This is a genomic window from Haloarcula sp. Atlit-120R, assembly GCF_003665885.1.
GTDB classification, from domain to species: Archaea; Halobacteriota; Halobacteria; order Halobacteriales; family Haloarculaceae; genus Haloarcula; species Haloarcula taiwanensis.
The window spans coordinates 158,534-182,212 of the sequence record NZ_QPLN01000004.1 but is presented as its reverse complement, the minus strand read 5'-3'; the positions used below and the strand labels follow the sequence as shown (position 1 = coordinate 182,212).

Annotated in this window: 19 protein-coding genes, 1 tRNA gene and 2 pseudogenes; 10 read left to right on the top strand and 12 right to left on the bottom strand. The window is 54.7% G+C overall.

The window, feature by feature from the left end; genetic code table 11:
* Positions 1 to 91: 91 nt before the first annotated feature.
* Positions 92 to 625, top strand: coding sequence for a metal-dependent hydrolase (locus tag DVK01_RS15405; RefSeq protein ID WP_232794452.1), 534 nt, complete (start codon positions 92 to 94; stop codon positions 623 to 625).
* A gap of 443 nt (positions 626 to 1,068) precedes the next feature.
* Here the strand turns inward: DVK01_RS15405 and DVK01_RS15400 are convergent, their stop codons facing one another.
* The 3 genes from DVK01_RS15400 to DVK01_RS15390 all read right to left on the bottom strand — a co-directional run bounded on the left by DVK01_RS15400 (position 1,069) and on the right by DVK01_RS15390 (position 4,995).
* Positions 1,069 to 2,688, bottom strand: a complete 1,620-nt coding sequence (locus tag DVK01_RS15400) for a PGF-CTERM sorting domain-containing protein (RefSeq protein WP_233560821.1) — start codon at positions 2,686 to 2,688, stop codon at positions 1,069 to 1,071.
* 377 nt (positions 2,689 to 3,065) lie between these two features.
* On the bottom strand, positions 3,066 to 4,358 hold the full coding sequence (locus tag DVK01_RS15395) for a PGF-CTERM sorting domain-containing protein (protein ID WP_199722360.1): 1,293 nt from the start codon (positions 4,356 to 4,358) through the stop codon (positions 3,066 to 3,068).
* A gap of 553 nt (positions 4,359 to 4,911) precedes the next feature.
* A tRNA-Leu gene (locus DVK01_RS15390) sits at positions 4,912 to 4,995 on the bottom strand.
* Positions 4,996 to 5,189: 194 nt separating this feature from the next.
* Here DVK01_RS15390 and DVK01_RS15385 point away from each other — a divergent pair.
* Positions 5,190 to 5,672, top strand: coding sequence for a DUF309 domain-containing protein (locus tag DVK01_RS15385; RefSeq protein ID WP_121537461.1), 483 nt, complete (start codon positions 5,190 to 5,192; stop codon positions 5,670 to 5,672).
* A 45-nt stretch (positions 5,673 to 5,717) separates the two neighbouring features.
* Positions 5,718 to 6,506 (top strand): succinylglutamate desuccinylase/aspartoacylase family protein, encoded by a 789-nt coding sequence (locus DVK01_RS15380; RefSeq protein ID WP_121512232.1) that lies wholly within the window; start codon positions 5,718 to 5,720, stop codon positions 6,504 to 6,506.
* 141 nt (positions 6,507 to 6,647) lie between these two features.
* On the opposite strand, the gene DVK01_RS15375 is transcribed toward DVK01_RS15380, so the two are convergent.
* The 3 genes from DVK01_RS15375 to DVK01_RS15365 form a co-directional block, all read right to left on the bottom strand.
* The gene (locus DVK01_RS15375) at positions 6,648 to 7,556 is read right to left on the bottom strand and encodes an aldo/keto reductase (RefSeq protein ID WP_101350167.1); all 909 of its coding nucleotides are present in this window, start codon (positions 7,554 to 7,556) and stop codon (positions 6,648 to 6,650) included.
* Between the two features lie 337 nt (positions 7,557 to 7,893).
* Positions 7,894 to 8,877, bottom strand: a complete 984-nt coding sequence (locus DVK01_RS15370) for a hypothetical protein (protein WP_121537459.1) — start codon at positions 8,875 to 8,877, stop codon at positions 7,894 to 7,896.
* 432 nt (positions 8,878 to 9,309) lie between these two features.
* Complete coding sequence (locus DVK01_RS15365; RefSeq protein ID WP_121537457.1) at positions 9,310 to 11,115, bottom strand: ABC transporter ATP-binding protein; 1,806 nt, start codon at positions 11,113 to 11,115, stop codon at positions 9,310 to 9,312.
* A gap of 487 nt (positions 11,116 to 11,602) precedes the next feature.
* Here DVK01_RS15365 and DVK01_RS15360 point away from each other — a divergent pair, with 487 nt between their 5' ends.
* Together DVK01_RS15360 and DVK01_RS15355 are read left to right on the top strand one after the other, a co-directional pair.
* Positions 11,603 to 12,535 (top strand): glycosyltransferase family 2 protein, encoded by a 933-nt coding sequence (locus tag DVK01_RS15360; RefSeq protein ID WP_121512229.1) that lies wholly within the window; start codon positions 11,603 to 11,605, stop codon positions 12,533 to 12,535.
* 167 nt (positions 12,536 to 12,702) lie between these two features.
* Positions 12,703 to 14,007 carry an acetamidase/formamidase family protein gene (locus DVK01_RS15355; RefSeq protein ID WP_101350171.1) on the top strand — a complete coding sequence of 435 codons (1,305 nt, stop codon included), beginning with the start codon at positions 12,703 to 12,705 and terminating at the stop codon, positions 14,005 to 14,007.
* Between the two features lie 21 nt (positions 14,008 to 14,028).
* Here DVK01_RS15355 and DVK01_RS15350 read toward each other — a convergent pair whose 3' ends face one another.
* Together DVK01_RS15350 and DVK01_RS22590 are read right to left on the bottom strand one after the other, a co-directional pair.
* On the bottom strand, positions 14,029 to 14,289 hold the full coding sequence (locus tag DVK01_RS15350) for a ubiquitin-like small modifier protein 1 (RefSeq protein ID WP_101350172.1): 261 nt from the start codon (positions 14,287 to 14,289) through the stop codon (positions 14,029 to 14,031).
* Positions 14,290 to 14,427: 138 nt separating this feature from the next.
* On the bottom strand, positions 14,428 to 15,222 hold the full coding sequence (locus DVK01_RS22590; protein WP_233562791.1) for a hypothetical protein: 795 nt from the start codon (positions 15,220 to 15,222) through the stop codon (positions 14,428 to 14,430).
* 138 nt (positions 15,223 to 15,360) lie between these two features.
* On the opposite strand from DVK01_RS22590, the gene DVK01_RS15340 reads away from it, so the two are divergent.
* Complete coding sequence (locus DVK01_RS15340; protein WP_121537453.1) at positions 15,361 to 15,927, top strand: hypothetical protein; 567 nt, start codon at positions 15,361 to 15,363, stop codon at positions 15,925 to 15,927.
* 49 nt (positions 15,928 to 15,976) lie between these two features.
* Here the strand turns inward: DVK01_RS15340 and DVK01_RS15335 are convergent, their stop codons facing one another.
* A complete protein-coding gene (locus DVK01_RS15335) occupies positions 15,977 to 16,744 on the bottom strand; it encodes a hypothetical protein (protein ID WP_199722358.1) in 768 nt (255 codons plus the stop codon).
* A 57-nt stretch (positions 16,745 to 16,801) separates the two neighbouring features.
* Positions 16,802 to 17,323 (bottom strand): metal-dependent hydrolase, encoded by a 522-nt coding sequence (locus DVK01_RS15330; RefSeq protein WP_121537451.1) that lies wholly within the window; start codon positions 17,321 to 17,323, stop codon positions 16,802 to 16,804.
* 174 nt (positions 17,324 to 17,497) lie between these two features.
* On the opposite strand from DVK01_RS15330, the pseudogene DVK01_RS23020 reads away from it, so the two are divergent.
* A pseudogene (locus DVK01_RS23020) lies at positions 17,498 to 18,489 on the top strand (Cdc6/Cdc18 family protein); the annotation flags it as partial.
* Positions 18,490 to 18,583: 94 nt separating this feature from the next.
* Here the strand turns inward: DVK01_RS23020 and DVK01_RS15320 are convergent.
* Positions 18,584 to 19,723 carry a glycosyltransferase family 4 protein gene (locus DVK01_RS15320; protein WP_121537449.1) on the bottom strand — a complete coding sequence of 380 codons (1,140 nt, stop codon included), beginning with the start codon at positions 19,721 to 19,723 and terminating at the stop codon, positions 18,584 to 18,586.
* Between the two features lie 185 nt (positions 19,724 to 19,908).
* On the opposite strand from DVK01_RS15320, the gene DVK01_RS15315 reads away from it, so the two are divergent.
* The 3 genes from DVK01_RS15315 (at position 19,909) to DVK01_RS15305 (ending at position 23,361) form a co-directional block, all read left to right on the top strand.
* Positions 19,909 to 20,589 carry an IS6 family transposase gene (locus DVK01_RS15315; RefSeq protein WP_121537638.1) on the top strand — a complete coding sequence of 227 codons (681 nt, stop codon included), beginning with the start codon at positions 19,909 to 19,911 and terminating at the stop codon, positions 20,587 to 20,589.
* Positions 20,590 to 20,810: 221 nt separating this feature from the next.
* Positions 20,811 to 21,887, top strand: coding sequence for a glycosyltransferase family 1 protein (locus DVK01_RS15310; protein ID WP_158598772.1), 1,077 nt, complete (start codon positions 20,811 to 20,813; stop codon positions 21,885 to 21,887).
* 34 nt (positions 21,888 to 21,921) lie between these two features.
* On the top strand, positions 21,922 to 23,361 hold the full coding sequence (locus DVK01_RS15305; RefSeq protein WP_121537445.1) for a sulfatase: 1,440 nt from the start codon (positions 21,922 to 21,924) through the stop codon (positions 23,359 to 23,361).
* Between the two features lie 62 nt (positions 23,362 to 23,423).
* Here the strand turns inward: DVK01_RS15305 and DVK01_RS15300 are convergent.
* A pseudogene (locus tag DVK01_RS15300) lies at positions 23,424 to 23,561 on the bottom strand (IS6 family transposase); the annotation flags it as partial.
* Between the last annotated feature and the right edge of the window lie 118 nt (positions 23,562 to 23,679).

Here is a 23,679-nt window from a genome sequence, read left to right as displayed (position 1 = left end):
AACCCATGTAACTCGGGACTGTCCCACTGCCTGCCGCTTGAACACCGAACCCGGCGAACAGCTTTTATTTTCCCGGACCGTTCGCTTCACGGTGTACCCCGCAGGCCACTTCCTCCTCGCAGCCATCCCGTTGACAGTGTATACGGTGGCCCGGTGGCGTCGCCTCCCGTCCGGGCCGATGGTACTCCTCTTGCTTGTCGCGACGCAACTCCCGGACGTAATCGATAAACCGCTCGCGTGGACGTTCGCTATCCTTCCGAGCGGGCGAATGCTGGCCCATTCGCTGGTCGTCTCGCTACCCATCCTCACCATTGTTGTGCTGCTGGCTGCACGTTGTGGCTATGTGCGGTACGCTGTGGTGTTTTCGGCCGGCTACCTCTCACACATCGCCGGCGACTTCTACCCCATCGTGCGGCTCGGGACAGAGTACTACTTCTTCCCGAACCTGTTCTGGCCGCTGTTGGCGGCGAACCCAGATAAAACGCCGTCGTTTGCGGCGCATTCACCCGACAGTCTGCTCTCGTTTGCTGTCCCTGTGGCCGTCTTCGGACTGGCCGTCAGCTACAGTCTCGTGACGGTATACCGAAGAGACGACCGGTTCCCCGCCGGAGTGCCACCGCGATAACACTTCGTTCAACAGTCGTCGCCTGCCAGAATGGCGGCTCTCCGGCGACGGAAGGCAAGTTGTCAGTCAGATATTGTCGCTGCCGTTCCCAACGCTACGGGCAAAAGGACAGCGACCGTCTTAGGATGGGGCCACGGGTTCGATCGGCGCTTCGCCGCAGTTGACACAGATGTACTCCTCGTCAACAGTGCGTACGACCGGTGAATTGCACGTGATGCACTTGAGTTTCGCCGCACGAGATGGCTTTGCGTAGTCCCCCATTGTGTGTACCTTACAGACACATGTTATTTGTAAAATAATATAAAATTACCCCTTACAGCAATATTGTATCAGCAGCCGCTGGTGACCGGATAATGCAATGACTCGTGCCCTCGGTGGGGACACCGCAGGAAGAGAGCCGTGCCAGAGAATAGACAAAACCGCCGGTAAACTGTGAGGGTTCGTTACTCCCGGCGTGCCAGGAATCCGGCACCTAGCAGTGCTAGCACCGCGACAAGTACGGTGAAACCGGGACCGCTCGAACTCGTGGTCTCGACCGAACCCTCGGTGCCAGCTGTTGCCGTGTCGTCGGGTTGCTGGGCACCACCACCACCTGCGGTCGTGGCCGTTTCCGTCTGCTCATCGTCGTCTTCTGTTTCGGTGCTGTCGTCCGTGGTAGTCTGGTCCTCAGTATCGGTCGTCGGTTCGTCCTCAGTGTCCTCACTATCGGAGTTGTCGTCTCCGCTATCGCTATCGTCACTCCCGTCGTCGCCACCGCCACTGTTATCGCCGTCGTCGCCACCGCCACTGTTGTCGCCGTCGTCGCCACCGCCACTGTTATCGCCGTCGTCGCCACCGCCACTGTTATCGCCGTCGTCGCCACCGCCACTGTTATCGCCGTCGTCACCACCGCCACTGTTATCGCCGTCGTCGCCATCGGTTTCATTCGACTGCGACAGTGTGATTGTCCCGGTGGCGGAGTTGATTTCGTTGGAGTCCTCGCCAACGGCGATGTGAACGTATGTGTAGGTCCCGTTTGGCCAGGAGTCCAGTGTTTCGACATCGACAGTGGTATCGGAGGCGTCGGACACCGTCGTCGCCGAGGCATGCAACACGTCGTCACCGGTCGGCTCTGGTGATGCTTCGGAGAGAACGAATCCGAACAGACCGACTAGCCCCGCAGACGGCATCGCTCCCGCTGCCGTCGAGTCCCCAACGGGGAGGGTGGCGTCATCATCGGCCGACGAGACGCCGTTGACGCCATCAAAGGAATTCTCGACCGTGACCTGCTCTTCCGAGAAGTTCTCATCGATGTCGCCGGTCACGCGAACGGTGCTCGTTCGCTGTTGGAGTTCGTCCTCGTCGAACAACAACACGGCGTGCGTGACAGAGTCATCGTCCAGTCCGGTCTCGATATCGAGCGACACGTTGTCACCAGCAGCGACATCGTTGGCGGTCGCATTGACTGTGGCTGGGCTTTCTTGAACCAGCGTCTGTTCGACGCCGACAACGGTCACGTTTCCATCGGCCGAGACGTTGTTATCCGAAACGGACAGGCCCTGCCCGTCATCGACAGTGACCAGAATGAAGCCGTACGCGCCACCCGAGTCAGGTGTGTAGGAGGTTTCGAGCACACCGTTGTCATCTATCGAGTCGACCCCCTCGGCATCGTCTAGCAGTTCGACAGAGTTAGCGTTGGAGTCATTCGTAAAGATATCAGCTAGATCGGTTCTGACGCTGCCTTCACTAAACCCGGCCGCAGTTGGGTCCTCAGAGAGACGGACAGCGAGCAGTTGCGCCTCGTCGCCGGCAAGTCCCGTGGTTCCAGCCCCTGTCGTTGATTCGAACGTGAGATCAACTGATTCGCCTGCCTGGTGAATCGTGTACTCTTCCCTGTTGAGGGGGACGTCACCGGTCTGGGCGGACTCAATGTTGATGTACGTCTGTGGAGCGGCTATCGCCGTGGGGCCGGTAGAGGATGTCCGAAGCGGGAGCAGTGACCGCTCCCAGACATCTACGTTTTCCGTCACTGCCGTCGTTTGTCCGTCATCCACTGGCGTTGCCGCTGCTGATGTTACCGACATGGGAGCGGCTAACACCAGCAGCACTGTAATCGCACAAATTACAGTGTGTTTCCCGTTTGGTGTTTTATACATTACTGAATTTTTTCGAAAGGGCACGGTATAATTCTTATGCAGTGACATTCGACGATACACGGTGTCATATGAAGGTTGGAAGACATGTAGACACCGTTCAAAGTTATAGTATGCGAACGCTGAGTCTGTGTCTCGGTACGTGCCTGTTTACCCGGTAAGAGCTACCAGAAGAGTGACTGTTCGACGCCGTCCAACTGACAGCGCACCAGTTCGCGGTATCAGGTTTGCACTATATCGCCGTGGGACCGGTATGTTCAGTGACGTTCGGTGACGGAATGTGTGCCTTGTTCGGCACCGCCGATCAGTTATTCTGCGCCGTCTTCGTCGTCATCACCAGTGCTATTCGGTCCACCAGCGTTATCTGGGGGCCCGCCGCCGTTGCCCGGACCATTGCCGTTGCCCGTCCCACCGTTGTCAGAGCCGCCACCCGGACTCACTGTCACTGTACCGGTGTCCGAGTTGATGGTGCCAGTTTCATTACCAACTGCGACGTGGACGTACTGGTATGCGCCGTTTGGCCAGGAATCCAGCGTCTGTACCGTTACATTGGCGTCAGAGTCAGCGCTGACGACCGTTGCTGAAGCGTGGATAACGTCGCCGTCGGCATCTGATTCAGCTTCAGAAACCACCACGCCGAATATACCCTGTAACCCGATTGCGGGTAGCGACTGGTTTTCGGAGAGGTTGATACCTGCGAGACTGGTGTTGTCGCCGACTGTCGCAACACCGCTGACGTTGTCAAAGGAATTTTCCACAGTGATCTGGTCCTGACTGAAGCTCTCATTTAGCTCGCCAGACACGGTCACCGTGCTTGACTGCCGCTGAAGTTCGCCTCGCCTCACCAGCATCACTGCGTGCGTGGCGTTTTCGTCCTCCATCTCGGTGTCGATATCTAGCGTAACGTTGTCACCTGGATTGACCGGATTCTGAGTCGGCTCGACGGTCGAAGCGTTGTCCTGTACAATCGCTTGCTCGACACCGACGACAGTCACGGTCCCGTTGACGGAGACGTTGCCGTCCGACACCGACAGGCCCTCGTCACCCTCGTCGACAGTCACCAGAACGAAGCCGTATGCACCGCCCGATTCAGGGGTGTAGGACGCATTCAGTCCGCCGTTCTCGTCTATCGTGCCGACGCCGTCCGCGTCATCAAGCAGTTCCGACGACGTGGTGTCGGAGTTGTTTTCAAAGACATCCCCGAGGGACGCGGTAGAGATGTTGCTGGCGTTTATCCCTGCCGTAGCTGGTACTTGATCAAGTTTGACAGCGAGCAGTTGCGCCTCGTCGCCGGCGAGCGACCGCGTTCCGGCACCGATCCGTGGTTCGAAGGACATGTTGATCGACTCGTTGCGCTCGTGGATCGTCACCGTCCGTTTGTTAAGCGGTAGGTTGCCGGTTGCAGCCGATTCGACGTTGATGAACGTCCGCGGTGCCACTATCGTGGTCGGCCCTTCTGATGTCGTTCGGAGCGTGAGTGGAGACCGTTCCCACACGTCGACGTTTTCGGTTACCGAGATCGATTGACTCTCGGCGACAGGAGTTGCCCCGACAGTGGACATCACTGATAACGGACCAGCCAACACGAGTGCGACTGCCATTACGAAGACGACAGTCGGTTTTACTATTGGCGTTTTTACCATTACTGAAATATTACTGAAGGCTTTGGTATATTTCTTGTGCAATGATACTATTTGGGTAGCCCAAAACACCCCTCTGGAAGCATACAATGCACAAACTGGGATTAAACTGACTGTATTGTTTCAATTATTTCTTTTTGATAAGTATCAGGTAATAAGATGATAGCTAACCAGTGGTAAACAGTCTATATAATAACATCGTACCTGTAACTGCATCTGCTGCTATAACTACAGAAAATCCGAGGCGAAAGCCTCGTCGTTTACCACGTGACAACCGGAGTTAGAGTCCAGTCAGGACGACCGCACAGCGGAACCAGAGCACGGCGATCCTCATCGCAGATAGACATCTCTGTCACATCGGGTCGGAGAATTGCGAGGGAAGATCGCTCCGTGCGAGTCTTCCAGCACCGATCGGCCCTCGTCTGTTCCGCGAGATACCACCGGGGTCGGCGGCGTACTCGCGACCGTGACGATGGCCGCTCACTGTTTGTGAGGGACCGTGTCGGTCCAACAGTGCGAGGGAAGGGATTTGAACCCTTGGACCCCTACGGGAGCGGATCTTGAGTCCGCCGCCGTTTCCTGGCTTGGCTACCCTCGCACGTGTATTGCATTACGGTACACACGGTGGTGCGGTATAAATGTCGTACGGAAGCGACTCGGGTCCAGACGGTAGTGACAATCAGACATACTGAGCGCGGGTGCTGTCGCGCGAGCAGGTGTACACCACATTCGAGGACCTCACGTAACCGACAGAACCGGTGGTTTGACCCGCCCTGAACCAGTAGTGGAGGCATGGACGACCACACGCGTGACCCGACCGTCGAGGCCCCTGACGGGAACCCATCGGGATGGCGAACCGACGGCCAGTGGGAACACGAGACGCTCAGACGGGCCGTGGTCCACGGCGTCCGCCTGTACAACTCCGGGGAGTTCCACGAATCACACGACTGCTTCGAGGACGAGTGGTACAACTACGGCCGTGGGAGCACGGAAAGCAAATTCCTCCACGGGATGGTGCAGGTCGCCGCCGGCGCGTACAAGCACTTCGACTTCGAGGACGACGACGGGATGCGGTCGCTGTTTCGCACGTCGCTGCAGTACTTCCGTGGCGTCCCCAACGACTACTACGGCGTCGATTTACTCGACGTGCGCACCACAGTAACGAACGCACTGTCGGACCCGTCGGCACTCCATGGATGGCGGATCCGATTCGACGGCGAGTACCCGACGTGTCGCCCGGAGGACATCGAGTTCGCGGAGTCGCTCGAACACTGACTGAATCCGGATAATTCTAAAGGCTGGAAGTGTTAGCACGGGTAGATGCGAATCGAGCAACTGGGAGACGGGGATCCAGAGGTGGCCGTCGTGGGAAGCATCCACGGCGACGAACCGTGTGGCCGAGACGGGATCGAAACCGTCCTTGCCGACCCGCCTGCGGTCGAGCGACCTGTCAAGTTTATTATCGCGAACGAAGCCGCCCTCGAGGCAAACAAGCGGTATCTCGATACTGACCTCAACCGCTCGTTCCCCGGCGACGCCGACAGCGAGTCTCGCGAAGCACGGTTAGCCGCAACTATTACGTCTGAACTCCGTGACTGCACCGTCCTTTCGCTGCACTCCACGCAGTCCTACGACGGGATGTTCGCCCTCGTCGACGAGCTCACGCCGGAGATGGAAGCCCTCTGCAGTGTGCTTTCCGTAGACGCCGTCGTACAGACGAAGGGCGCAAACGAGGGCCGAATGATCGCAACAGTCGACTCTGTTCTCGAAGTCGAGTGTGGCTATCAGGGCTCTGCTGAAGCCGCCGAGAACGCAGCGCAGGTCATCCGGGAGTTCCTCGCCGCGACCGGCGTTACCGCTGAGTCTCCCCCACAGCGAGAGACGTCACTGCCAGTGTTCCAGCTCGGCGAGCCGATTCCGAAGGCAGCGGCCGAGCAGTACGAAGTGTTCGTCAGGAACTTCGAGCCGGTACCCGAAGGCGACCCTGTGGCAGCAGCCGACGACGAAACCGTCGTCGCAGAGGAGCCCTTCCACCCGGTGTTGCTCTCAGCCTACGGCTACGAGGACGTGTTCGGCTTCACCGCGGACCGAATCGGAATGCTAGACTGAGACAGATTGCTGATCCGCTGAGTTAGACGGCAAACGCCTTTCGGAAGACCGAACAGAACCCGCATTGTCTTCTGGGAGTCAGTTGTCACACGCGTTTCCCTCTCAGTTGCCGAGAGTCCATTCAATGGTTTGGAAAGAAGCTCAGGCAATCCGATTGTAGAGACTGTCCGGTACGAAATTTCCCAGAACACTGCGAGCCTCGTATATCGATCCGCCTTCGCGGTTTTCTCTGTACCAGAACGGCGGCTCAAGTTTCCTGATCCGCTGCATGTCGCGGTCAGTGAGTTCGAAGTCAAAAACGTCAATGTTCGCTTCTATGTGTTTCGGCGTCGCCGCTTTCGGAATCGTGACAACATTCTCCTGTTGTATCAGCCACCGGATAGATACCTGCGCTGCCGATTTGCCGTACCGATCTCCAATCGAACGCAAGACATCGTCTTCAACAGCTCGCCCCTCCGCAAGCGGACTATATGCGGTAACTGTGACATCGTTGTCCTGGCAAAATCTGACGAGTTCCTCGTCACCCCAGTAAGGATGGTATTCAATCTGATTCGTCGCAATAGGAGCGTCCGAAAGTCGCATCGCCTGCTTGAGCTCCTTGATAGAAAAGTTACTCACCCCGATCTGATTGACCAACCCGTCATCGACGAGTGTGTTGAGCGCGTTGACTGTTTCTTCCATATCGGCCAGCGGATTCCACCAGTGGACCAATAACAGATCCAGATACTCCGTTCCCAGCCGTTCGAGACATCCCTTCGCGGCCTCTATCAAGCGTTCATACTCGACCATTTCGGGATATCCCTTGATTTTCGTCGTCAAGAAGATGTCTTCGCGGTCAACGCTGGATTGTTCGATTGCGCGACCGACGGCCGCTTCGTTTTCGTATGCCATCGCAGTGTCGATATGCGTGTACCCACAATCAAGCGCATTCTTAACCGCGTTGTAGCATTTGTACCCTCCGGTTCGGTAGGTACCGAACCCGAGAGTAGGGACCGTGGTCGTACCATTCTGCTCGGGAGCCATGTCGGCTGACTGCTGTGGTCGCTTCATTTTCCTCAGTTGTATCCGCTACAATCATGCCGGTAGAACGGGGCCTGTATTGGTATGAGCTTTATAATTCAACTGATTCAGATATGGACTGAGGAAGTGAAATATTAGTGATGTGATGATGGAGATATGATTTACAGCTCTGTGCTACGATTTCATCGGAACCATGCTGAAACGAAGTCCCTGCGATTCGATTGGCTTTACAGAGGGGTTTACTTCGTTTCTGTAGCGTGTGTAGCTGGGAAGAGATGATAATCTGTGTGGCATAGCAGCCAGACGACTCGTTACACTTGGTACCGAAAAGAAAGCCACGCAACATCAGGCTGAGACCATCACAAGACTACGAATGATATCCGAGGTCAGACAACCGGTCGCGGATCTCGGTAGAGCCGTGTTCGACGCCGGACTCAAGTGGACGGTCCGATTGAATTGATATCCGCTCATCGGCATCGAAAACCAACCACGGTACTTCAATGAGTTCTGGGACACGAAGTTCTCCGGGATGCCCATATTCTCGTACGGGGAACGGCCACAACCAGTCTGCAACTAGGTTCCCATGATCTGACGTGACCACTGTTTTGCCATCAACAGTGTCAAGCAGTTCTCGAAGATGTGGGAACAGCAGTTTGAGGTTTTCCCGATACGCTTCCCAGACACGTTGTTCTGAGACATCTCCCTGTCTCAGCCGTGCCCAGATTTTCTGTTCATCATCCGCTGAACTACCAACGTCTGCTCCTTTCGCTTTCTCCCGACCTTGCATTCCGGAATCAACCATTTCTCTGCCTGTTGGGCCGATAAATGGATGATGAGGCTGAATAAAATGTGCGAGTATCCGCTTGTTCGGATACGTTTTTCTGGCCGTTTTAACAGCAGCTACCATGTCTTCTGGGGGCACTGTTCCGATGTTCTCATCCCACTCTGTCTCCCACACGTTGATGACAGAATGAAAAACAGTGTCGAGTTCGACGGTACACCACTCGTCAACTGAGTGCATCGGATTGGCGGTTACGTACACTGTGTCGTAATATCTTCCCGCAGAGAAGTGCGCCTCAAGGAAACCGGGTGTACTAGACGCCTGGGATAGCCGCCGTTTCAATTGCCCTTCAAAAGGCTGCAGATCCGCAAACATATCGTATCGGCAGGCATCAAGAAGATAGCAATTATCCCAGTCCTCGGCCATCAAATCAAAGCCACTCGGTGAAACCGTGTCGAAATACTTGTTCACGATACCGTCAAAAATCCCATCATTTGTATATTGATATTGTGAGGCAATCAATTGGTTTGACCTCCAGATGTCCGGTATGTACCTCTGCAGTTTGGTCATGGTAGTATACACTTCTACGCATCACTTAGCGATAAGCTGCCTAACTGGTGGTAGAGAGTTTTTACCAGTATTTTGGATAGGTGATTCGGGTATGCTGCTACGGTTTTTCGAAAGTCAGAATCAGTGTTAGTCGTGATGCCTGACCCCGTCTTGCAGCCAGGTAGAGTTCCTATTGTTTATTTTCCGGATCAGCTACAAGTCTGGGGCAGCAACTTGCGATTGTAAGGTTGTGTTCATATTCCGTGAGAGTGGAGTCTAAATGCCCGCCTGTTGAGCCGAGATCAAAACGTGGAATCTGTTCTGCGTATCATCGCACGTGATACTTAGACGAAGCGATGCCAGTGAGTAGTTTCAGCATCCAATTTGACACTAGGATAGAGAAGTACCAGCGATTTCTTTCTTGAGCGGTGTCTGTGGTAACACCGAGTCCAGTTACCCACCTGACTGTATCGCATACAATTCAGCGTATTTCCCTTCACTTTCAACCAGTTCGTCGTGACCGCCACACTCGGAAATCCATCCGTCTTCCATCGTATAGATCCGATCAGCATTCTCGACAGTCGAAAGGCGATGAGCGATAGCGATAATCGCATAATCTCGCTCCATCGCTTCGATTGCCGCCTGCACTTCCTTCTCAAGGTTCGAATCCAGGTCGCTCGTTGCTTCGTCTAGAATTAACAGGTCCGCGTCTTTCAGAATCGCTCGCGCAAGAGCGACGCGCTGTTTCTGCCCGCCCGACAAGCGGACACCGTCGTCACCGAGTTGAGAATCGAGTCCGTTCGGGAGGTCCGTGATGAACTGGTCCACCTTCGCGATTTCGCAAGCCCGTTTGATCTCAGCGTCCGTCGCATCCCGATTGCCGACGGTGAGGTTATGTCGAAGCGTGTCGTTGAACATATACGGGTTCTGGCGGACTATCGAGATTCGGTCACGCCACTCGCTGATATCCATTTGGCCGATTGGGCTCCCATTTGCACGTATCTGACCGCTGTCTGGCTCATAGTAGCGAGCCAACAGGGAGACTATTGTCGACTTCCCGGCACCGGACTGTCCAACGAAGGCGACGAACTCGCCTTTCTTGAGTTCGAAATCGACCTCCCGAAGAACGACCTCGTCGTCCGTATATGAGAACGTGACATCGTCGAACTCGACTGTTTCGACCTCTTTCGGGGTCGGTTGCCCTCCGGTGTCCGGTTCTTCCCACTCTTCGAGATCCCGCATGAATGACTGTGTCCGAACCAGATGGGGAAGGTTCTCTTCGACTTTGTAGAACCGCTTGTTAATCCCGCTTGCTTTGGGACCGAGCTGAAACATGAGAAACAAGAACAGGCCGAGTTCACCGAACGAGAGATTGGTGAATGTCAGGGCCACATAAATAAGTGCGAAGATGAGTACGGAGACGACGAGATTCTGTGACTTCTTGATCGCTGCCCGATTCCGGCGGTTCGCGACTTTCGAACGCGTGTACTCTTCGAGGGCGTCCTCATACTCGTCATAGATTTCTGTTTCGAGATTGAAAACTCGGATGTCTCGAATGCCAATCATGCCGGCCTGAACCACTTGTTGCATCCGTTCGTTTGCCGCTGCAACGCGATCACCCAGATCGTATCCTGAGCCGATGAGATGTCGCAGACCGAGTCCCACACCACCGATGATAAAAATAGCAAATGCTGTGAGTTGCGGTGAGATCCACGTTGCGAGAGCGAGATAGGCAACAGTGAGTAGTAGCAGATCGAACAGCTTCACGAACCGCTTGATGACTTTTGAGGCTGCTTTCGACTCGGTGACAATCGCGTTCAAGATGTTGTCCGACCCCTTTCGGTCGAGAAATTCCATCTCCGTCTCCAGAGCGCTATCGAAGAGGTTCTCGCGGATGTGGCGCTCGTAGGAAAGCTGGAGTACATCGCGTAGCCACGTGAGGAGAAACGACGACGTATAGCGCAGACAGGTCGCTAACGCCACTCCGCCAATGACGTACTCGATCGTGAACGGAATCCCGAGTGTCTGATAAACGGTGAAGAAAATACCCGCTATGCCATCAGCCTGTGTCACCGGTTCTGATGACTGCATGAGTTCAATGATAGGGATGATAAACGTCAGTCCGACGCCTTCTAATACGGCCGTTACCAGACCGAGCCCGACGATCATCACAGTGAATTTTGGGGCATATCGGGCCGCATAGAGAAGCGCGTCAAGTTTCTCCTGCCGTGAAATGGTGTCTGAGTTTCTGTCGGTCATCTATTCAATTGTTATCCTCGGGACCGTTGGAACAGACTGTGCCATCTTTGGCTACAGCGGTTCGGCCAGTACACGCCAACGATTGCCATCTGCACATTGATATAGTGAAAAAGGACGATCTGCTTCCCTTGTTATAAGCTTACTACTGTATTTTCAGCTGTGAGGGAGGACAATTCCACCAGCAGCGGTTCTACGTACGGGTTTGTGTGATTTGACTGACTGTAATGGAGAGTACCCGTTGTTAAGCGGATATTCCGAGAGGGGACTCGCAAATGAATTTGCGCGCCGTGGTCACGGCGCTTCCTGGGTATCTCTGCGTTTGTACCGAGTGCTCATAGCGGAGAGGTGAGACTCAGCAGCAAAGGGACGACCAGACTTTCAGAATGATCCGATCGGGGATCCAGTATCAAACAGCAGCGCTGTAACGTATCGCCCAACGTCTGTATACACCTCTTAACAAAAAATATTCACTCAGAATACACTTCGCATGGGCAGAAAAATATCGGTGATTATCCCCACTCACTACCGAAATGACCTCCTCCCCACAGCGATCGAAAGCGTGGCCCGACAGGATTACGAACCCGTCGAGCTGATCGTAGTTGATGACTCGGGCGAAGGGTACGCCGAACCGGTGCTTGCAGAGTACGACGAGGTGATAGACAAGCCGATAATAAAAGAGGAGAACGAGGGGTGGCAGGCAGCCTACACGACTGGAATCGAGCAGTCGACCGGCGAGTACATCCAGTTTCTGGACGACGACGACTACCTCTACGAGACGAAACTGAAAAAAACGGCGAACGTTCTCGACCAGAACCCGGAGGTCGGTGTTTCGTACTGCGGCGTAGTCCGTGGTGATGAGGGGGATTTCTACCCAAAACAGGAGGTGTCAGGCCATTTTCTGGAACCAGCGCTCCGGTTCCAGACGTTTCCCATGTGGACAGGCTCGATGTTGATGGAACGAGAAGTACTGTGTGACTGCCTCCCAATGGCTGGGATGGGTGAGGAAGACGACTTGGACATCGAACTGGGCGACACAGACCTCAAAATAGAGCTCGCGAAGCGGACGAAAGCCGCCTACGTCGACGAGTGTCTGACGTTCTATCGTCAAGAAGGAAACAAGTTATGGACCGGAAAACGGAGGTTTAAAAAAATACTACAGAACATTCGTCATCAAAAAGACATATACAATCAGTATCCAGAGATACGTCGAGACCTCCTTGCAGAGTGGTACGAGCGTCAGGGACGGAACTGGCTTGACGAACAGATCTGGTCAGCGAAAGCGATACAGTGTTTTATTAAATCTGCCTACTATGAGCGGAAACAAAAGTTTCCGAGGATAATCGAGACGCTGGCCGCGATCCTCGGCCGACCTGGTGTGATGTCAGCGGTGCGCGTGAAGCGAACCTTGCTTGACGGGTAATAAACGGACATCCAACGCCCAGTTGTGACACAGATGGGTTCGTCGGTGGGACTTGGCGGTGGAACTGAGGCACGCATCGTGGCGGACTTCCACTTGTACAGGGCGATGACTAGAACGGTTCGATCCACGCTATGATTTATTCTCCCGTAGACCGTGCTTGAGAATGTATGTCAGAGCAAATCCAGCAAGAGCTCGATGTCGACCGGTTTACACTGGGGCTCGTTGGGCCGGAGCAAGAATGGGCGGGCACAGTCGCCGATGGCGGGACCGTTCGCACACATACGCCCCCTGCGTGCTGGGGCCCGATGATTACCCCCGAGTTCCGCGGCGGCCACGAGGTAACGCGACCGATCCGAGTCGAGAACGCTGAACCCGGTGACGCGCTCGTCGTCCAGATCAAGGACGTCGAGGTGACGAGTGTCGCGACAAGCACGGGCAGCATGGCCGAACGCGAGGACGCCTTCGGGAGCGACCCGTTCGTCGACCATCGGTGCCCGGAGTGTGGGACCGAGTGGCCCGACAGCGTCGTCGAGGGCACCGGCGAAGACGCGATTCGATGTGCGGACTGTGGGGCCAACGCTTCGTCTTTTGGCTTCGAGTTCGGCTACACCGTTGCCTTCGACGAGGACCGCTCCGTTGGGCTCACCGTCGGCCCCGATGGTGCTGCGGACCTCGCGGAGCGCGCCGACGAGGCGATGGCGCTGCCCGACAACTCCCGGCAACACCCGATTCTGTTGTACAAGCCCGACGAAATCCCGGGAACGCTCGGCCACCTCCGCCCGTTCATCGGGAACATCGGGACGACACCGTCGGTAGAGTTCCCCGATTCACACAATGCCGGTGACTTCGGCCAGTTCCTCATCGGGGCCGACCACGACTGGGGCCTCGCCGACGAAGCAGCGCTGGACGCCCGGACGGACGGTCATCTAGACTCGAACGACGTCCGCCCGGGAGCGACGCTCATCTGCCCCGTCGAGATCGACGGCGCGGGGCTCTACGTCGGTGACTTGCACGCCAACCAGGGCGACGGCGAGCTCTCGCTTCACACAACCGACGTGAGCGGTCGCACCGAGCTCGAAGTGAGCGTTATCAAAGATCTCGATATCGACGGCCCGCTCCTGCTCCCGAACGAGTCGGACCTGCCGGATATCGCCAAGCCGTACACGGACGCCGAGCGGGAGGCGGGTGAGGCCCTCGCCGCCGACCACCACGTCGACGACGTCGTCGATGCAGCGCCGCTCCAGATAATCGGGTCCGGTGCCACGATCAACGACGCCACCGAGAACGCGTTCGCACGGGCTGGGACGCTCTTCGATATGTCAGAGGGAGAGGTCCGAGCGAGATGCACGTTCACTGGCGGTGTCGAGATCGCCCGACTGCCCGGCGTCGTACAGCTCTCGATGCTCGCCCCGATGTCCCTCCTCGAAGAACGGGGACTGGCCGATACCGTCCGCGAACAGTACAACCTCTAGCAGCACAGCGTCCGTCTGTGTTCACCCGCCGCGCATTGCGGGAAAAATCTCGACTGACGCGCCGGGCGGAACTCGGTCCGAGTACTCAGCGTTGTCGCCGTCGACCATCACACGGACGCTTGGTCTGAGTTCGCCGGCGTCGTTGACCAGTTGGGGCTCCGCACGCGGGTACGCGTCAATGAAGGCCGCAATTACAGCCTCCACCGTGTCGCCGTCTACCGGAACTTCGACTGTCTTCGACCCCGTCGCCGCCCGAAGCGGCCCGTACACAGTCACATCCACACTGCTCAGTCACGTCCCAGTCCTCAAAAAGACCGGGCCCCGTCTCGAAATCGCTGCCAGATAAGACCTGATTCACCGGCAAGCGGAGGTCACGGACGTGGGCGGCTCTGTGGAACAGCCAGTGGCGGTGAGGGCGTGTCACATAACAACCGTGGTGTCGGTGAGAAATTCTCGCTTCGCTCGTTTGGCCTCTGGCCCCTCGGACACGAGCCCGGGTTCCGATGCGGTGTCATCAAACCGGTTCGGATCCGGCGAGACGGCCTCGAGAATCTCGGTGAATGTTGCACCCTGTCTGCCAGTGATATGGACGAACCCGCCACGCCGGCGCTGCTCAAACGGCGTCGTCTCCGGATCCGGGAATGCGTCCCGAATACAGCTGACGTTCTCGCGGAGGTACGCCGAAGCGTCGTACTGGGAATACTGACAGTCGGCATAGAGCTGCTCTTTGTTTCGCTCGTTGAGGTCAGCCTCGACGTGCTTGGATGACTCGTACCGCACCCCCACGGGGGAGATATCGCCAGTGAGGAAACTGAGGTTGACAGTGAAGCAATCCGGGTATCGGAGAATCAGTAGAAAGAATATCTGCTCGTCAACGGTGTAGCGTTCCTGCAAGCGATAATAACACTCCAAGTAATACGCCGCGAGCGCCCCGATCCAGTCGTCACGCTCGCCGTCGAGATACGCGGTTGCGACTTCATAATAGTCCTCGCCAGCGACCTGCTGTAGGCGGTGCTCGAAGCTCTGTCTCATTTCGTCCAGTTCGTCCTCGTACACTTCCGTCAGGGGCACGTCTGGGTCATCAAGTAACTCGCTCTTTCGCTCGCCAGCCGCCGCAATTCGCATCATATTCTCGTGTACGGATCGCTCCGCCTCCACATCTGGGAGCGGAACTCGAACGGCCTGTTGGCGAAGGATCTCCGAGCCGGACTCCATACGCTCACGCCAGTCCGTCATGGATGTATGTCTGATTGCTTCCAAGTATTAATCATTTGTAGATACCCCAGAGTTGTAACCGATGACAAGCACCCAGAAGAAGTTTACAAGCCGAGTAGAAACTAGCGTGACGCTACTATGCCCTCCAAGCAAGCCGTCAGTAGCCTCGGGAGTCTGCTCGCCGTACTCGGACTCTCCGGGGTCGCAACAGCACAGTCTACAGCCCCTGGTGGCGTCGGTGATCCGGCCCTCAACGTCGTCATCCGGTTCGGTGTCGGGTTCATCATTCTCGCGGTGTTGGGCGCCGCAGCCGCCGCCATCGGCCCGACGTACACGACGAATGCCGTGCGAGAGATTCAGGACGACCCCGGCGGGGCAATCGGCTGGGGCGTCCTCGTCGGCATTCTGGTCCCCATCGGACTGGTACTGCTCGCACTGACCGTCATCGGCGCGCTGATCTCGGTTCCCGGGTTGCTCCTTCTCGGCGTCCTCGGTATCGTCGGTACCGGGATTACCGCCGTCTGGGTCGGCAACTCGGTCATCGGCGACGACGGGACCGTCAGGGCGACGGACGGGGTCGCCGGCGGGTTGTTACTGGCCGTCCCCTTCGCGATTCCAATCGTCGGCGGCCTCCTCCTCAACCTCATCACGCTCGTCGGTCTGGGCGTGGTCGGCCGGGACCTGTACGAGAGTTGGTCTGACTGAGCGGTCAATCGTCCCCAATTTACTGGCGGCAGTTGTATCATCAAGAGGATCAGCTAGCCCCAGGACACCCGAGTTCGTACGGATCCTTGTACACGCCCTGCGGAATCGAGACCGAGGTTGGCTCGTCGTAATCAGTGTACTGGACCGTAATCGTCGCGGTTGCGGTCGCTCCCCGCTGTGAGATCTCGATGTCGAGTTCCGACTGGACAGGGCGATTCGTCTCCGGGTCAAGCCACAGTCGCGCCGTCGCGTTCTCAAGCGAACCGCGGTTTAGATCCATGCCACCAGCCTGTCGGCGATCCATAAGTGATTCGATAGTCTCGGCGCTCGGGGAGGCCGTGGCGAGGACAGTCCGGTTGCCGTCACGCGTCTCATTGCCCTGCCAGTAAACATTCGAGCGTTCGAAAAGCAGTAGTTGCCGATGGAGCGGCGTCGCGGTCGCCCACGGTTCGGAGCGAGAGACGTTCTCGACAGCGTAGCCGCCCCAGGGATCCTGACAGCCCTGGTACGCTCTGTAGCCGTCGATGTAGGACTTGACCGTCTGGCCTCGCGTCCGTGTCGTCGCTTGCATTCGTCGTGTGGAGACGTTCACTGCACCCTCTCCGTCGACCCGTACGGTCCGTGACTGCTCGCCATCCGACGCGGTCACGTGCATGTCCATCTCGAACCGGTACGCTTCGACGGCGGCGACAGTGCTGTTCGCCTCCTCGACGGCCGCGACGGCGCGTTCGTCGCTAGGCGGCGGACTATCACCCACGAATGTGCCACATCCAGCGAGGAGGGAAACGAAGCAGACGGCGAGGACCAATCGTCGCATACGATACCGTCGTTCCCCGTCGGTCTAAAACATCATGGATCCGACTGGTGATGTTCCTCACAACAATCTGGAGTCGAGTTGGGTCTGTAAGTCCACCACTAGAATGTACGCCGCCAGTGCGAGAACGAGCACCGAAAACCCGGTCCAGAGGTGGAGATTCACTGCACCCTCTCCGACCCACTGTGGGACTGCCGGGCGCATAACGGGCGGCTGGAGCGGCCAGAGCAAGTCCGACGACACGTACGGATCCGGGGGGAGGATACGTTGGTTGTCGGCTACCAGATGTGAGAGGTGGGCGAACGCAAACGCCGCCCCGAGTCTGGTCCGGTCGGTTCGGACTGCGTACGCGACGACGGCAATCGAGAGCGGAATCGCGAACGGAAGCGAGTGCATAAACACCCGCCCGGAGGGAATCAAATGGAGTTCGTACGCTAATGGTTTGTCGATGAGATCCGGGAACTGGCTGCCGAAAAACGTGACTGCGACTAGCTGGAGCGACGGGAGGTGTCTGTCCCGGAGAAGGGCGTATCCTGCAACGGGGAGAAGGGCGATGATGAAGTGTTCGCTCGGGAGGACCATTCTCTATCCTGGTAGTGTGTCAAGTCGACGTGCGAGCAAATACCTTGTGTGGGATGGGGCTCTGCGTGTCGCATAGTATTCCGGTGAAGAGTCCATCGTGGACTGCATGCCTTCCCGCGCATGACTTCAACTAGCCTAGTGTGGGCAGTAGGCGATTACACTCGGTAGAGGGTGTGTGTGTCTCGTGAGGCTCACTTCGAGGCACAGGCAAACTATATCTCGTTTCAGCAGGCGTACGTTGACTGCTCCGATTATCAGACCGACGCAAAGGCAAGCCGAGAGATGGCACGCAAACTGGTGGCGAGCCTCGACGCGGATATCGACGTCCCGCGTGTCGGAATCGGAGCCGCCGACTACCGTGACATCACTTGGGACCTGCTTGCGGAGTACGATATTAACTCACTGGTCGTCATTCTCGATGAAATCGACAAGTTAGACGACGACGAGCTGTTACGCAGCCTCTCGCAGGCTCGAGAGAGCGGGAAGGCAGAGACACACGTCGGCGCCATCTGCATCAGCAACAGGATCGAATATCGCGAGCAGTTGAGCGAACGCATCGACTCCAGTCTTCAGGAGAACGAACTCGTCTTTGACCCCTACGATGCCGGCCAGTTACGGCGATCCTCGAAAACCGAATGGATGCCTTCGAACCAGACGTGTTGGAGCCCGACGTGATCCCGAAGGTCGCGGCCCTCTCAGCCAAGGAACACGGGGATGCACGGAAAGCGATCGATACGCTATACGAAGCTGGTCGTCTCGCTGAGAAACAGGGGACAGGAACAGTCACAGTCTCACATGTCGATGACGCCGTCCAGCGAGCAGAAGTGAACCGTTTCGAGAAACTCGTTCGTGGGACGACGCCACATATGAAATACATTCTCCGAGCGCAGGCGCTACTTACTGTCGACAACCCAGAACAGGAGGCGTTTCGAACCCATCAGATATACACGCTCTATCTGAAGGTCGCGGAGCAGGCTGGAGCGGATCCGCTCTCCGAGGATCGCGTGTACCGACTGCTGAAAGAACAGTCGTTTCTCGGGGTGACTGAGTCGAATCACACAGGGGGTGGACAGGGTGAAGGAAGCTACTTGGAACATCGGCTACTTCGAGATCCAGAGGTCGTCATTCAGGCCATTGATAGCTCAACGAAGGGCGGGGACCCATGACGGCACTTCACTCGTTACAGGGTGTGTGGGTCGGCTTCGATATTAAACCGCAGAGGGGAGCCAAAGCGCAGTTCCGTTTCCGATAGAGTTCATGTTACCACGACCCGTCAATAGCTCGCTGATAGACGGTTTCGGCCTGATCTGCAACCGCATCCCAGTCGTATTGCTGCGCACGTTCGACGGGATCCGTCGCTGGGCGGTCACCACCTAAAACATCGTCGAGTGTTTCTGTGAGGGAGTCAACAGTAGGATCAACGAGGAAGCCCGCGTCACCGATAACTTCGTCTGCCGCCGAATCCGGATGGTCCGCAGCAATCACGGTACAGTCAGCAGCCATTGCTTCGACGAACGTAATTCCAAATCCTTCTCGCGTCGAGGGAGACGCGAAAATGTCCGCAGCACGCATGTGCCCGAGCACATCCTCGTAGTCATCAAGAAAGCCTAACATCGAAACGCGGTCGGCGTGTTCCAGTGATTCGCGTTTGGTATCCAGCCGGTCACGCTCCGGGCCGTCACCGATGATCCCCAGCGTGACGTCATGCCTGTCGGCGACTGCATCGAAAGCCTCTAGCAGAATGTCAACGTTCTTGTGCTCGATCAGTCGACCTGCGAAGACGATGTCGTAGCCGGTGTCGGGGCGGGGGGCCGTCTGGACCTGCTCGGTATCGAGCCCGTTGGGCACGACCTCGATATGCTCGCGATTCGGGCCGATGTCAGCGAGGTTGTCCGCAGTGATGCCTGAAACAGCGATCGGATGCTGGGGCGTCTTGGCAGTGAGTTGTTCGACGAGTTTGCCACCCGGAGCGAGCGGGCCAAGGTACTCCTCCCAGTAGTCGCCCCAGACCTCGTGCCAGGTCGTGACCACTGGTGTGCTAGTCCCGAGGCTAGCAAGCTTCGTCGAGAGAACTGGAAAATACGGGAAGACGCTAGCGATCGCAAGGTCGTGTTCATCGTTGCTGAGACGTCGACGGAGTGGTGGAAGTGCTCGGGCGGCAAAATCGATGGCCTCGGTGATGGACCGGCGGTCGTCTTCGTAGAGCTCTGCTTCAGGGGCGACCGCACGGAGGGTCATTCCCTCGTGGGTTATCTCTGTTGGGCCGTCCCAGAAATGTCGGCCGTAGATGGTGATGTCGTGGCCTTCGTCGGCGAGGCGGGTGCCGATTTCGTGGATTCGCTTTTCTGCACCGCCTTTCACATAGGGAAACACTACATTACTGATAAAAGCAAGGTCCATTATGAGGTGATTGTATTACCACAGGACAGCGTCTTGAACGCAGCGTTTCGGGGGTGTTCAGTCCACAGAGCTCGGAAAGTCACACCTAATCAGGTGAACTGATCGCAGCAGGTAGCACTACACCATTGTGTGGCACTGTCTAGTTGAGGGGTTGAGAAGTGAGCAGGCCGTAGCGAGAGGTGTTCATGACACTCGCAGACCTGCTCAACGAAACGTTAGACGAGGACAGTCAAGATGTTTGGGAGAACGAGCGCACTCCGACACCCGTCCGGCGATTTGCGGTGCGTCTCCACTCGGCGGGGCTGTCGATCAGGGAGACGGTCGCTATCTTTGACCTGCTGGGTGTCGATCGCTCTCACGGTGCGGTCTGGAACTGGGTTCATACGTTGTCTGAAGCCCAGAGCGACCCGCCGACGGCGTCGCCGTCGCGGGTCGCAGTCGATGAGAAACAAATCGAGGTTGACGGCGAGAAAAAGTGGTTGTACGCCGCTGTCGACACAGAGTCGAAATTATTGCTCGAAATCGACGTGTTCAGCCGCCGCGGGACTGACCCCGCGGCGGCGTTCCTGCATCGACTCATTGAGAAACACGATGTCGCCGATTCAGTGTTTCTCGTAGATGCTGGCGGCTATCTGACTGCCCTCTCACGCCACGATCTGAGCGGTCGGCTCGACTACCGAATCCGGAACCACATCGAAAAGTGGTTCCAGACTGTGACCATGCGAATCGACCGCTTTCACTCGTTTTGGCGGGGCAGTCAATCCAGCGCGAAACAGTGGTTACGGCGCTTCAGACACCACTACAACCACGAACGGCCAAACCAAGCACTCGACGGTAAAACGCCAGCTGAGGTCATTCAGAACTAGACAGTGCCCATTGTGTACTTCTGTAAAAATTGATATTATTTTATAGAGGCTTGAACTTTCCGGGTTTGAAACAACTACTTATATATTTAGGTCTAGTGAAATATGTGATTGGATTTACGTTTTAAAATGCTTGGGCGGATCCGTTTCCAACTATCTGAATGTCATTCTCCGAGTGGTTAATATTCCGATACTATTTAAATGTGGTAATACGAAATTGGACTATGCGTGTTGGAATCAACGGACGCGCTCTTTCTGCTGATGAACCCGGAGGCGCAATCCAAGCAAGTATCAAGTTTGTACAGGGTTTAGTCAATAGTCAGAAACACGAAGTGATTATATTTGGGGACGAATCCTTATCAAAGGTATTTCCAAACAATCCTATACACAATCCGTTATATTACATAGATTCCCAGTATTATGGAGTTTTCTGGGAGAGAATTATACTCCCAAAGGTAGCCGAAAAAAAGAACGTCGATGTTTTATTTTCTCCTAACGGAAATGCGCCGCCATTCCACACTCGATTTAAAAATGTAATGATGATACACGATATAAATGCCCAGTTAGGGATGTCCAGCAAAGTCCATCAGATATATCGGAAGGCCACTGTACCATCAGCCGCGGAACAGTCTGATGCCATCGTAACAGTTTCACAGTTCTCGAAGTCAGAAATATCCGAGAAGATAGGGATTCCAAAAAGTAAAATATATGTCATATATAATGGTATTGATAATCTTTATCTATCCGACGAGGCCGGCGATGAGTTTGAATTACCGGATGAATACATTTTATATACCGGAGCTTTGAATCCAAGAAAAAACATACAGGGAGCAATAAATGGCTTTGAGACAGCAAAAAGAGAATATAATATGCCACACGATCTGGTTATAATCGGTCCGTCAAACAAATCCATATTTAAGAATATGAGCGTTAAGCAGAGTGGTCATATACACACGACTGGTTATATTTCACCTAGCAATCTCAAATATGCATATACGAACGCCGACTTATTTCTATATCCATCAATGTATGAAGGGTTTGGCTTACCGCCACTTGAAGCAATGGCTTGTGGTACTCCCGTGGTCGCATCCGACGTTAGTTCATTTCCGGAGGTGCTTGGAGATGCTGCTGAGCTTGTGAACCCACACTCTATTGAGGAAATATCCAATGCAATTGGAAAGGTTCTCTTCGATAATAGTTATCATAAGTACCTTTCAAATGTGGGCCGAAGGCACGCACAAAAATATACTTGGCAACAAGCTCAAAACAAGATGTGCAATTTAATGGCAAATCTTAGTTAGTAATCTTTTTCCTAAGTGACAACTTAGTGTTAGTATGGTTGATCAGCCAAATATAATACTACTAACAGTCGATTGCCTTCGCTACGACCGGTGTTCTTTTAATGGGCACTTTCGAGAAACGACTCAAAATTTGGATAATATGCTACAAGAGTCAGTAGTATTTGATCAAGCATACTCGACTGGACCATGGACCTCTGATTCAGTACCGGGCATACTAGCGGGCCTTCATTCCCACAACTCGGCATACTTCGACTCACCAAATCTTAAAGCGATACCTAGAGGGACTACAACAATTGCGGAGGATCTGTCTAGCCAAGGATATAACACCTTTGCAATACTTAGTAATCCACATTTAACCAAAGGACGGAACTTTGACATCGGTTTTGATAAGTTCCAAAATATCCGGTCAGATCTTAATGAGAAAAGATTTTCAGAGGAAGATAGCAAATCGAATTCTATTATACAGTTAGGCGATATACTGTGGAAACTGCGAGAGCGGATGCAAAACAGGGATCAATTACGGATTATCAGTCCATATACCCATATGTTTTCGTCGTATCGCTCTATACAAAAATTCAGGGGTTGGCCTACTATCTCTGCGCAAGAGGTTATTTCAAAATTATGCAATACTATTGACGGTACGGATAGACCTTTCTTCGCTTGGAGTCACTTGATGGATCTTCACGCACCACTGAATCCAGAGTCTGTTAAAGAAGGGGGACTCTTAGAAAACGACTCTAGTTACAGGCAGTACATATATGATGCCCGGAGAGCAGCAAATATCCAGGAAAGCAGATACAATTTGATGTATGATAGTACTTTACGATACATCGACCAATGGATCGGAAAATTAGTGGAGTATCTTAAAAACAATGGATATTGGGAAGATACTATAATAATACTAACATCGGACCACGGAGAGGCACTACATGAGAAAGGTGTGTATGGTCACGTGTCATTAGGAGAGGAATTTGCGCACGATGAACCAAGACACTATTTGTATGACGAACTTTTACATGTCCCACTTATGGTCAGGATTCCAAACAAGGATGGCTCAAGAGTGCAAAGACAATTCTCGTTAGCATGGATAAACGAGATATTAGAAGAAATTCTTGGTGAGGACCTTACTTCATTCCCAGCAGAAACCGGAGTTTCACATTTAGACGGAAATGAGGAACTTGAGAGCCCTGTTTACTCAGATAGTATAACAGAAAACGGGCACACGATAGCAGTAAGGAATCAAAAATATAAATATACAAAAATGGAACATGCCAGAGAAATTTCTGATGATGGGATAGGATCCTACCTTTCCAATGGTATTGAGAACAAATTGGGATCAATGTCCCAAATCCCAATTGAACTAATTGAATTTAGTGAGGCCCATTTTTGTGAACCGTCGAGTCTTAGTGCTGTAAATGCAGAACTGGGCGAAAATGTTGATGACTTATTGAAGCAGCTAGGTTATAAGAATTAGAAAGCAGGCTAATGAATCAAGCACTGGGTGCTGATGGCACTGTCTAGTTCTGAATGACCTCAGATGGCGACCCTCTCCTTGATCGACAGCCCCGCCGAGTGGAGACACACCCCAAATCGACGGGTGCGGGTGCGCTCGTTCTCCCAAACGCTTTGACTCTCCTCATCTAACGTTTCGTTGAGCAGGTCTGCGAGTGTCATGAACACCTCTCGCTACGGCCTGCTCACTTCTCAATTCCTCAACTAAACGGTGCCGTGCTGATATTCATGTCATGATTCAGACTTCATTATGGGATAAGCATTGGAGTGCCAGTAATAG

Excerpts from the sequence above, each read along its gene's own strand:
- DVK01_RS15380 (WP_121512232.1), top strand. The coding sequence starts at position 5,718 with ATGCGAATCGAGCAACTGGGAGACGGGGATCCAGAGGTGGCCGTCGTG.
- DVK01_RS15310 (WP_158598772.1), top strand. The coding sequence starts at position 20,811 with ATGCGTGTTGGAATCAACGGACGCGCTCTTTCTGCTGATGAACCCGGA.
- DVK01_RS15320 (WP_121537449.1), bottom strand. The coding sequence starts at position 19,723 with ATGGACCTTGCTTTTATCAGTAATGTAGTGTTTCCCTATGTGAAAGGC.
- DVK01_RS15375 (WP_101350167.1), bottom strand. The coding sequence starts at position 7,556 with ATGAAGCGACCACAGCAGTCAGCCGACATGGCTCCCGAGCAGAATGGT.
- DVK01_RS15395 (WP_199722360.1), bottom strand. The coding sequence starts at position 4,358 with ATGGCAGTCGCACTCGTGTTGGCTGGTCCGTTATCAGTGATGTCCACT.
- DVK01_RS15330 (WP_121537451.1), bottom strand. The coding sequence starts at position 17,323 with ATGGTCCTCCCGAGCGAACACTTCATCATCGCCCTTCTCCCCGTTGCA.
- DVK01_RS15400 (WP_233560821.1), bottom strand. The coding sequence starts at position 2,688 with ATGTCGGTAACATCAGCAGCGGCAACGCCAGTGGATGACGGACAAACG.
- DVK01_RS15370 (WP_121537459.1), bottom strand. The coding sequence starts at position 8,877 with ATGACCAAACTGCAGAGGTACATACCGGACATCTGGAGGTCAAACCAA.
- DVK01_RS15355 (WP_101350171.1), top strand. The coding sequence starts at position 12,703 with ATGTCAGAGCAAATCCAGCAAGAGCTCGATGTCGACCGGTTTACACTG.
- DVK01_RS15335 (WP_199722358.1), bottom strand. The coding sequence starts at position 16,744 with ATGCGACGATTGGTCCTCGCCGTCTGCTTCGTTTCCCTCCTCGCTGGA.
- DVK01_RS15360 (WP_121512229.1), top strand. The coding sequence starts at position 11,603 with ATGGGCAGAAAAATATCGGTGATTATCCCCACTCACTACCGAAATGAC.
- DVK01_RS15340 (WP_121537453.1), top strand. The coding sequence starts at position 15,361 with ATGCCCTCCAAGCAAGCCGTCAGTAGCCTCGGGAGTCTGCTCGCCGTA.
- DVK01_RS15305 (WP_121537445.1), top strand. The coding sequence starts at position 21,922 with ATGGTTGATCAGCCAAATATAATACTACTAACAGTCGATTGCCTTCGC.
- DVK01_RS15365 (WP_121537457.1), bottom strand. The coding sequence starts at position 11,115 with ATGACCGACAGAAACTCAGACACCATTTCACGGCAGGAGAAACTTGAC.
- DVK01_RS22590 (WP_233562791.1), bottom strand. The coding sequence starts at position 15,222 with ATGGAGTCCGGCTCGGAGATCCTTCGCCAACAGGCCGTTCGAGTTCCG.
- DVK01_RS15315 (WP_121537638.1), top strand. The coding sequence starts at position 19,909 with ATGACACTCGCAGACCTGCTCAACGAAACGTTAGACGAGGACAGTCAA.
- DVK01_RS15385 (WP_121537461.1), top strand. The coding sequence starts at position 5,190 with ATGGACGACCACACGCGTGACCCGACCGTCGAGGCCCCTGACGGGAAC.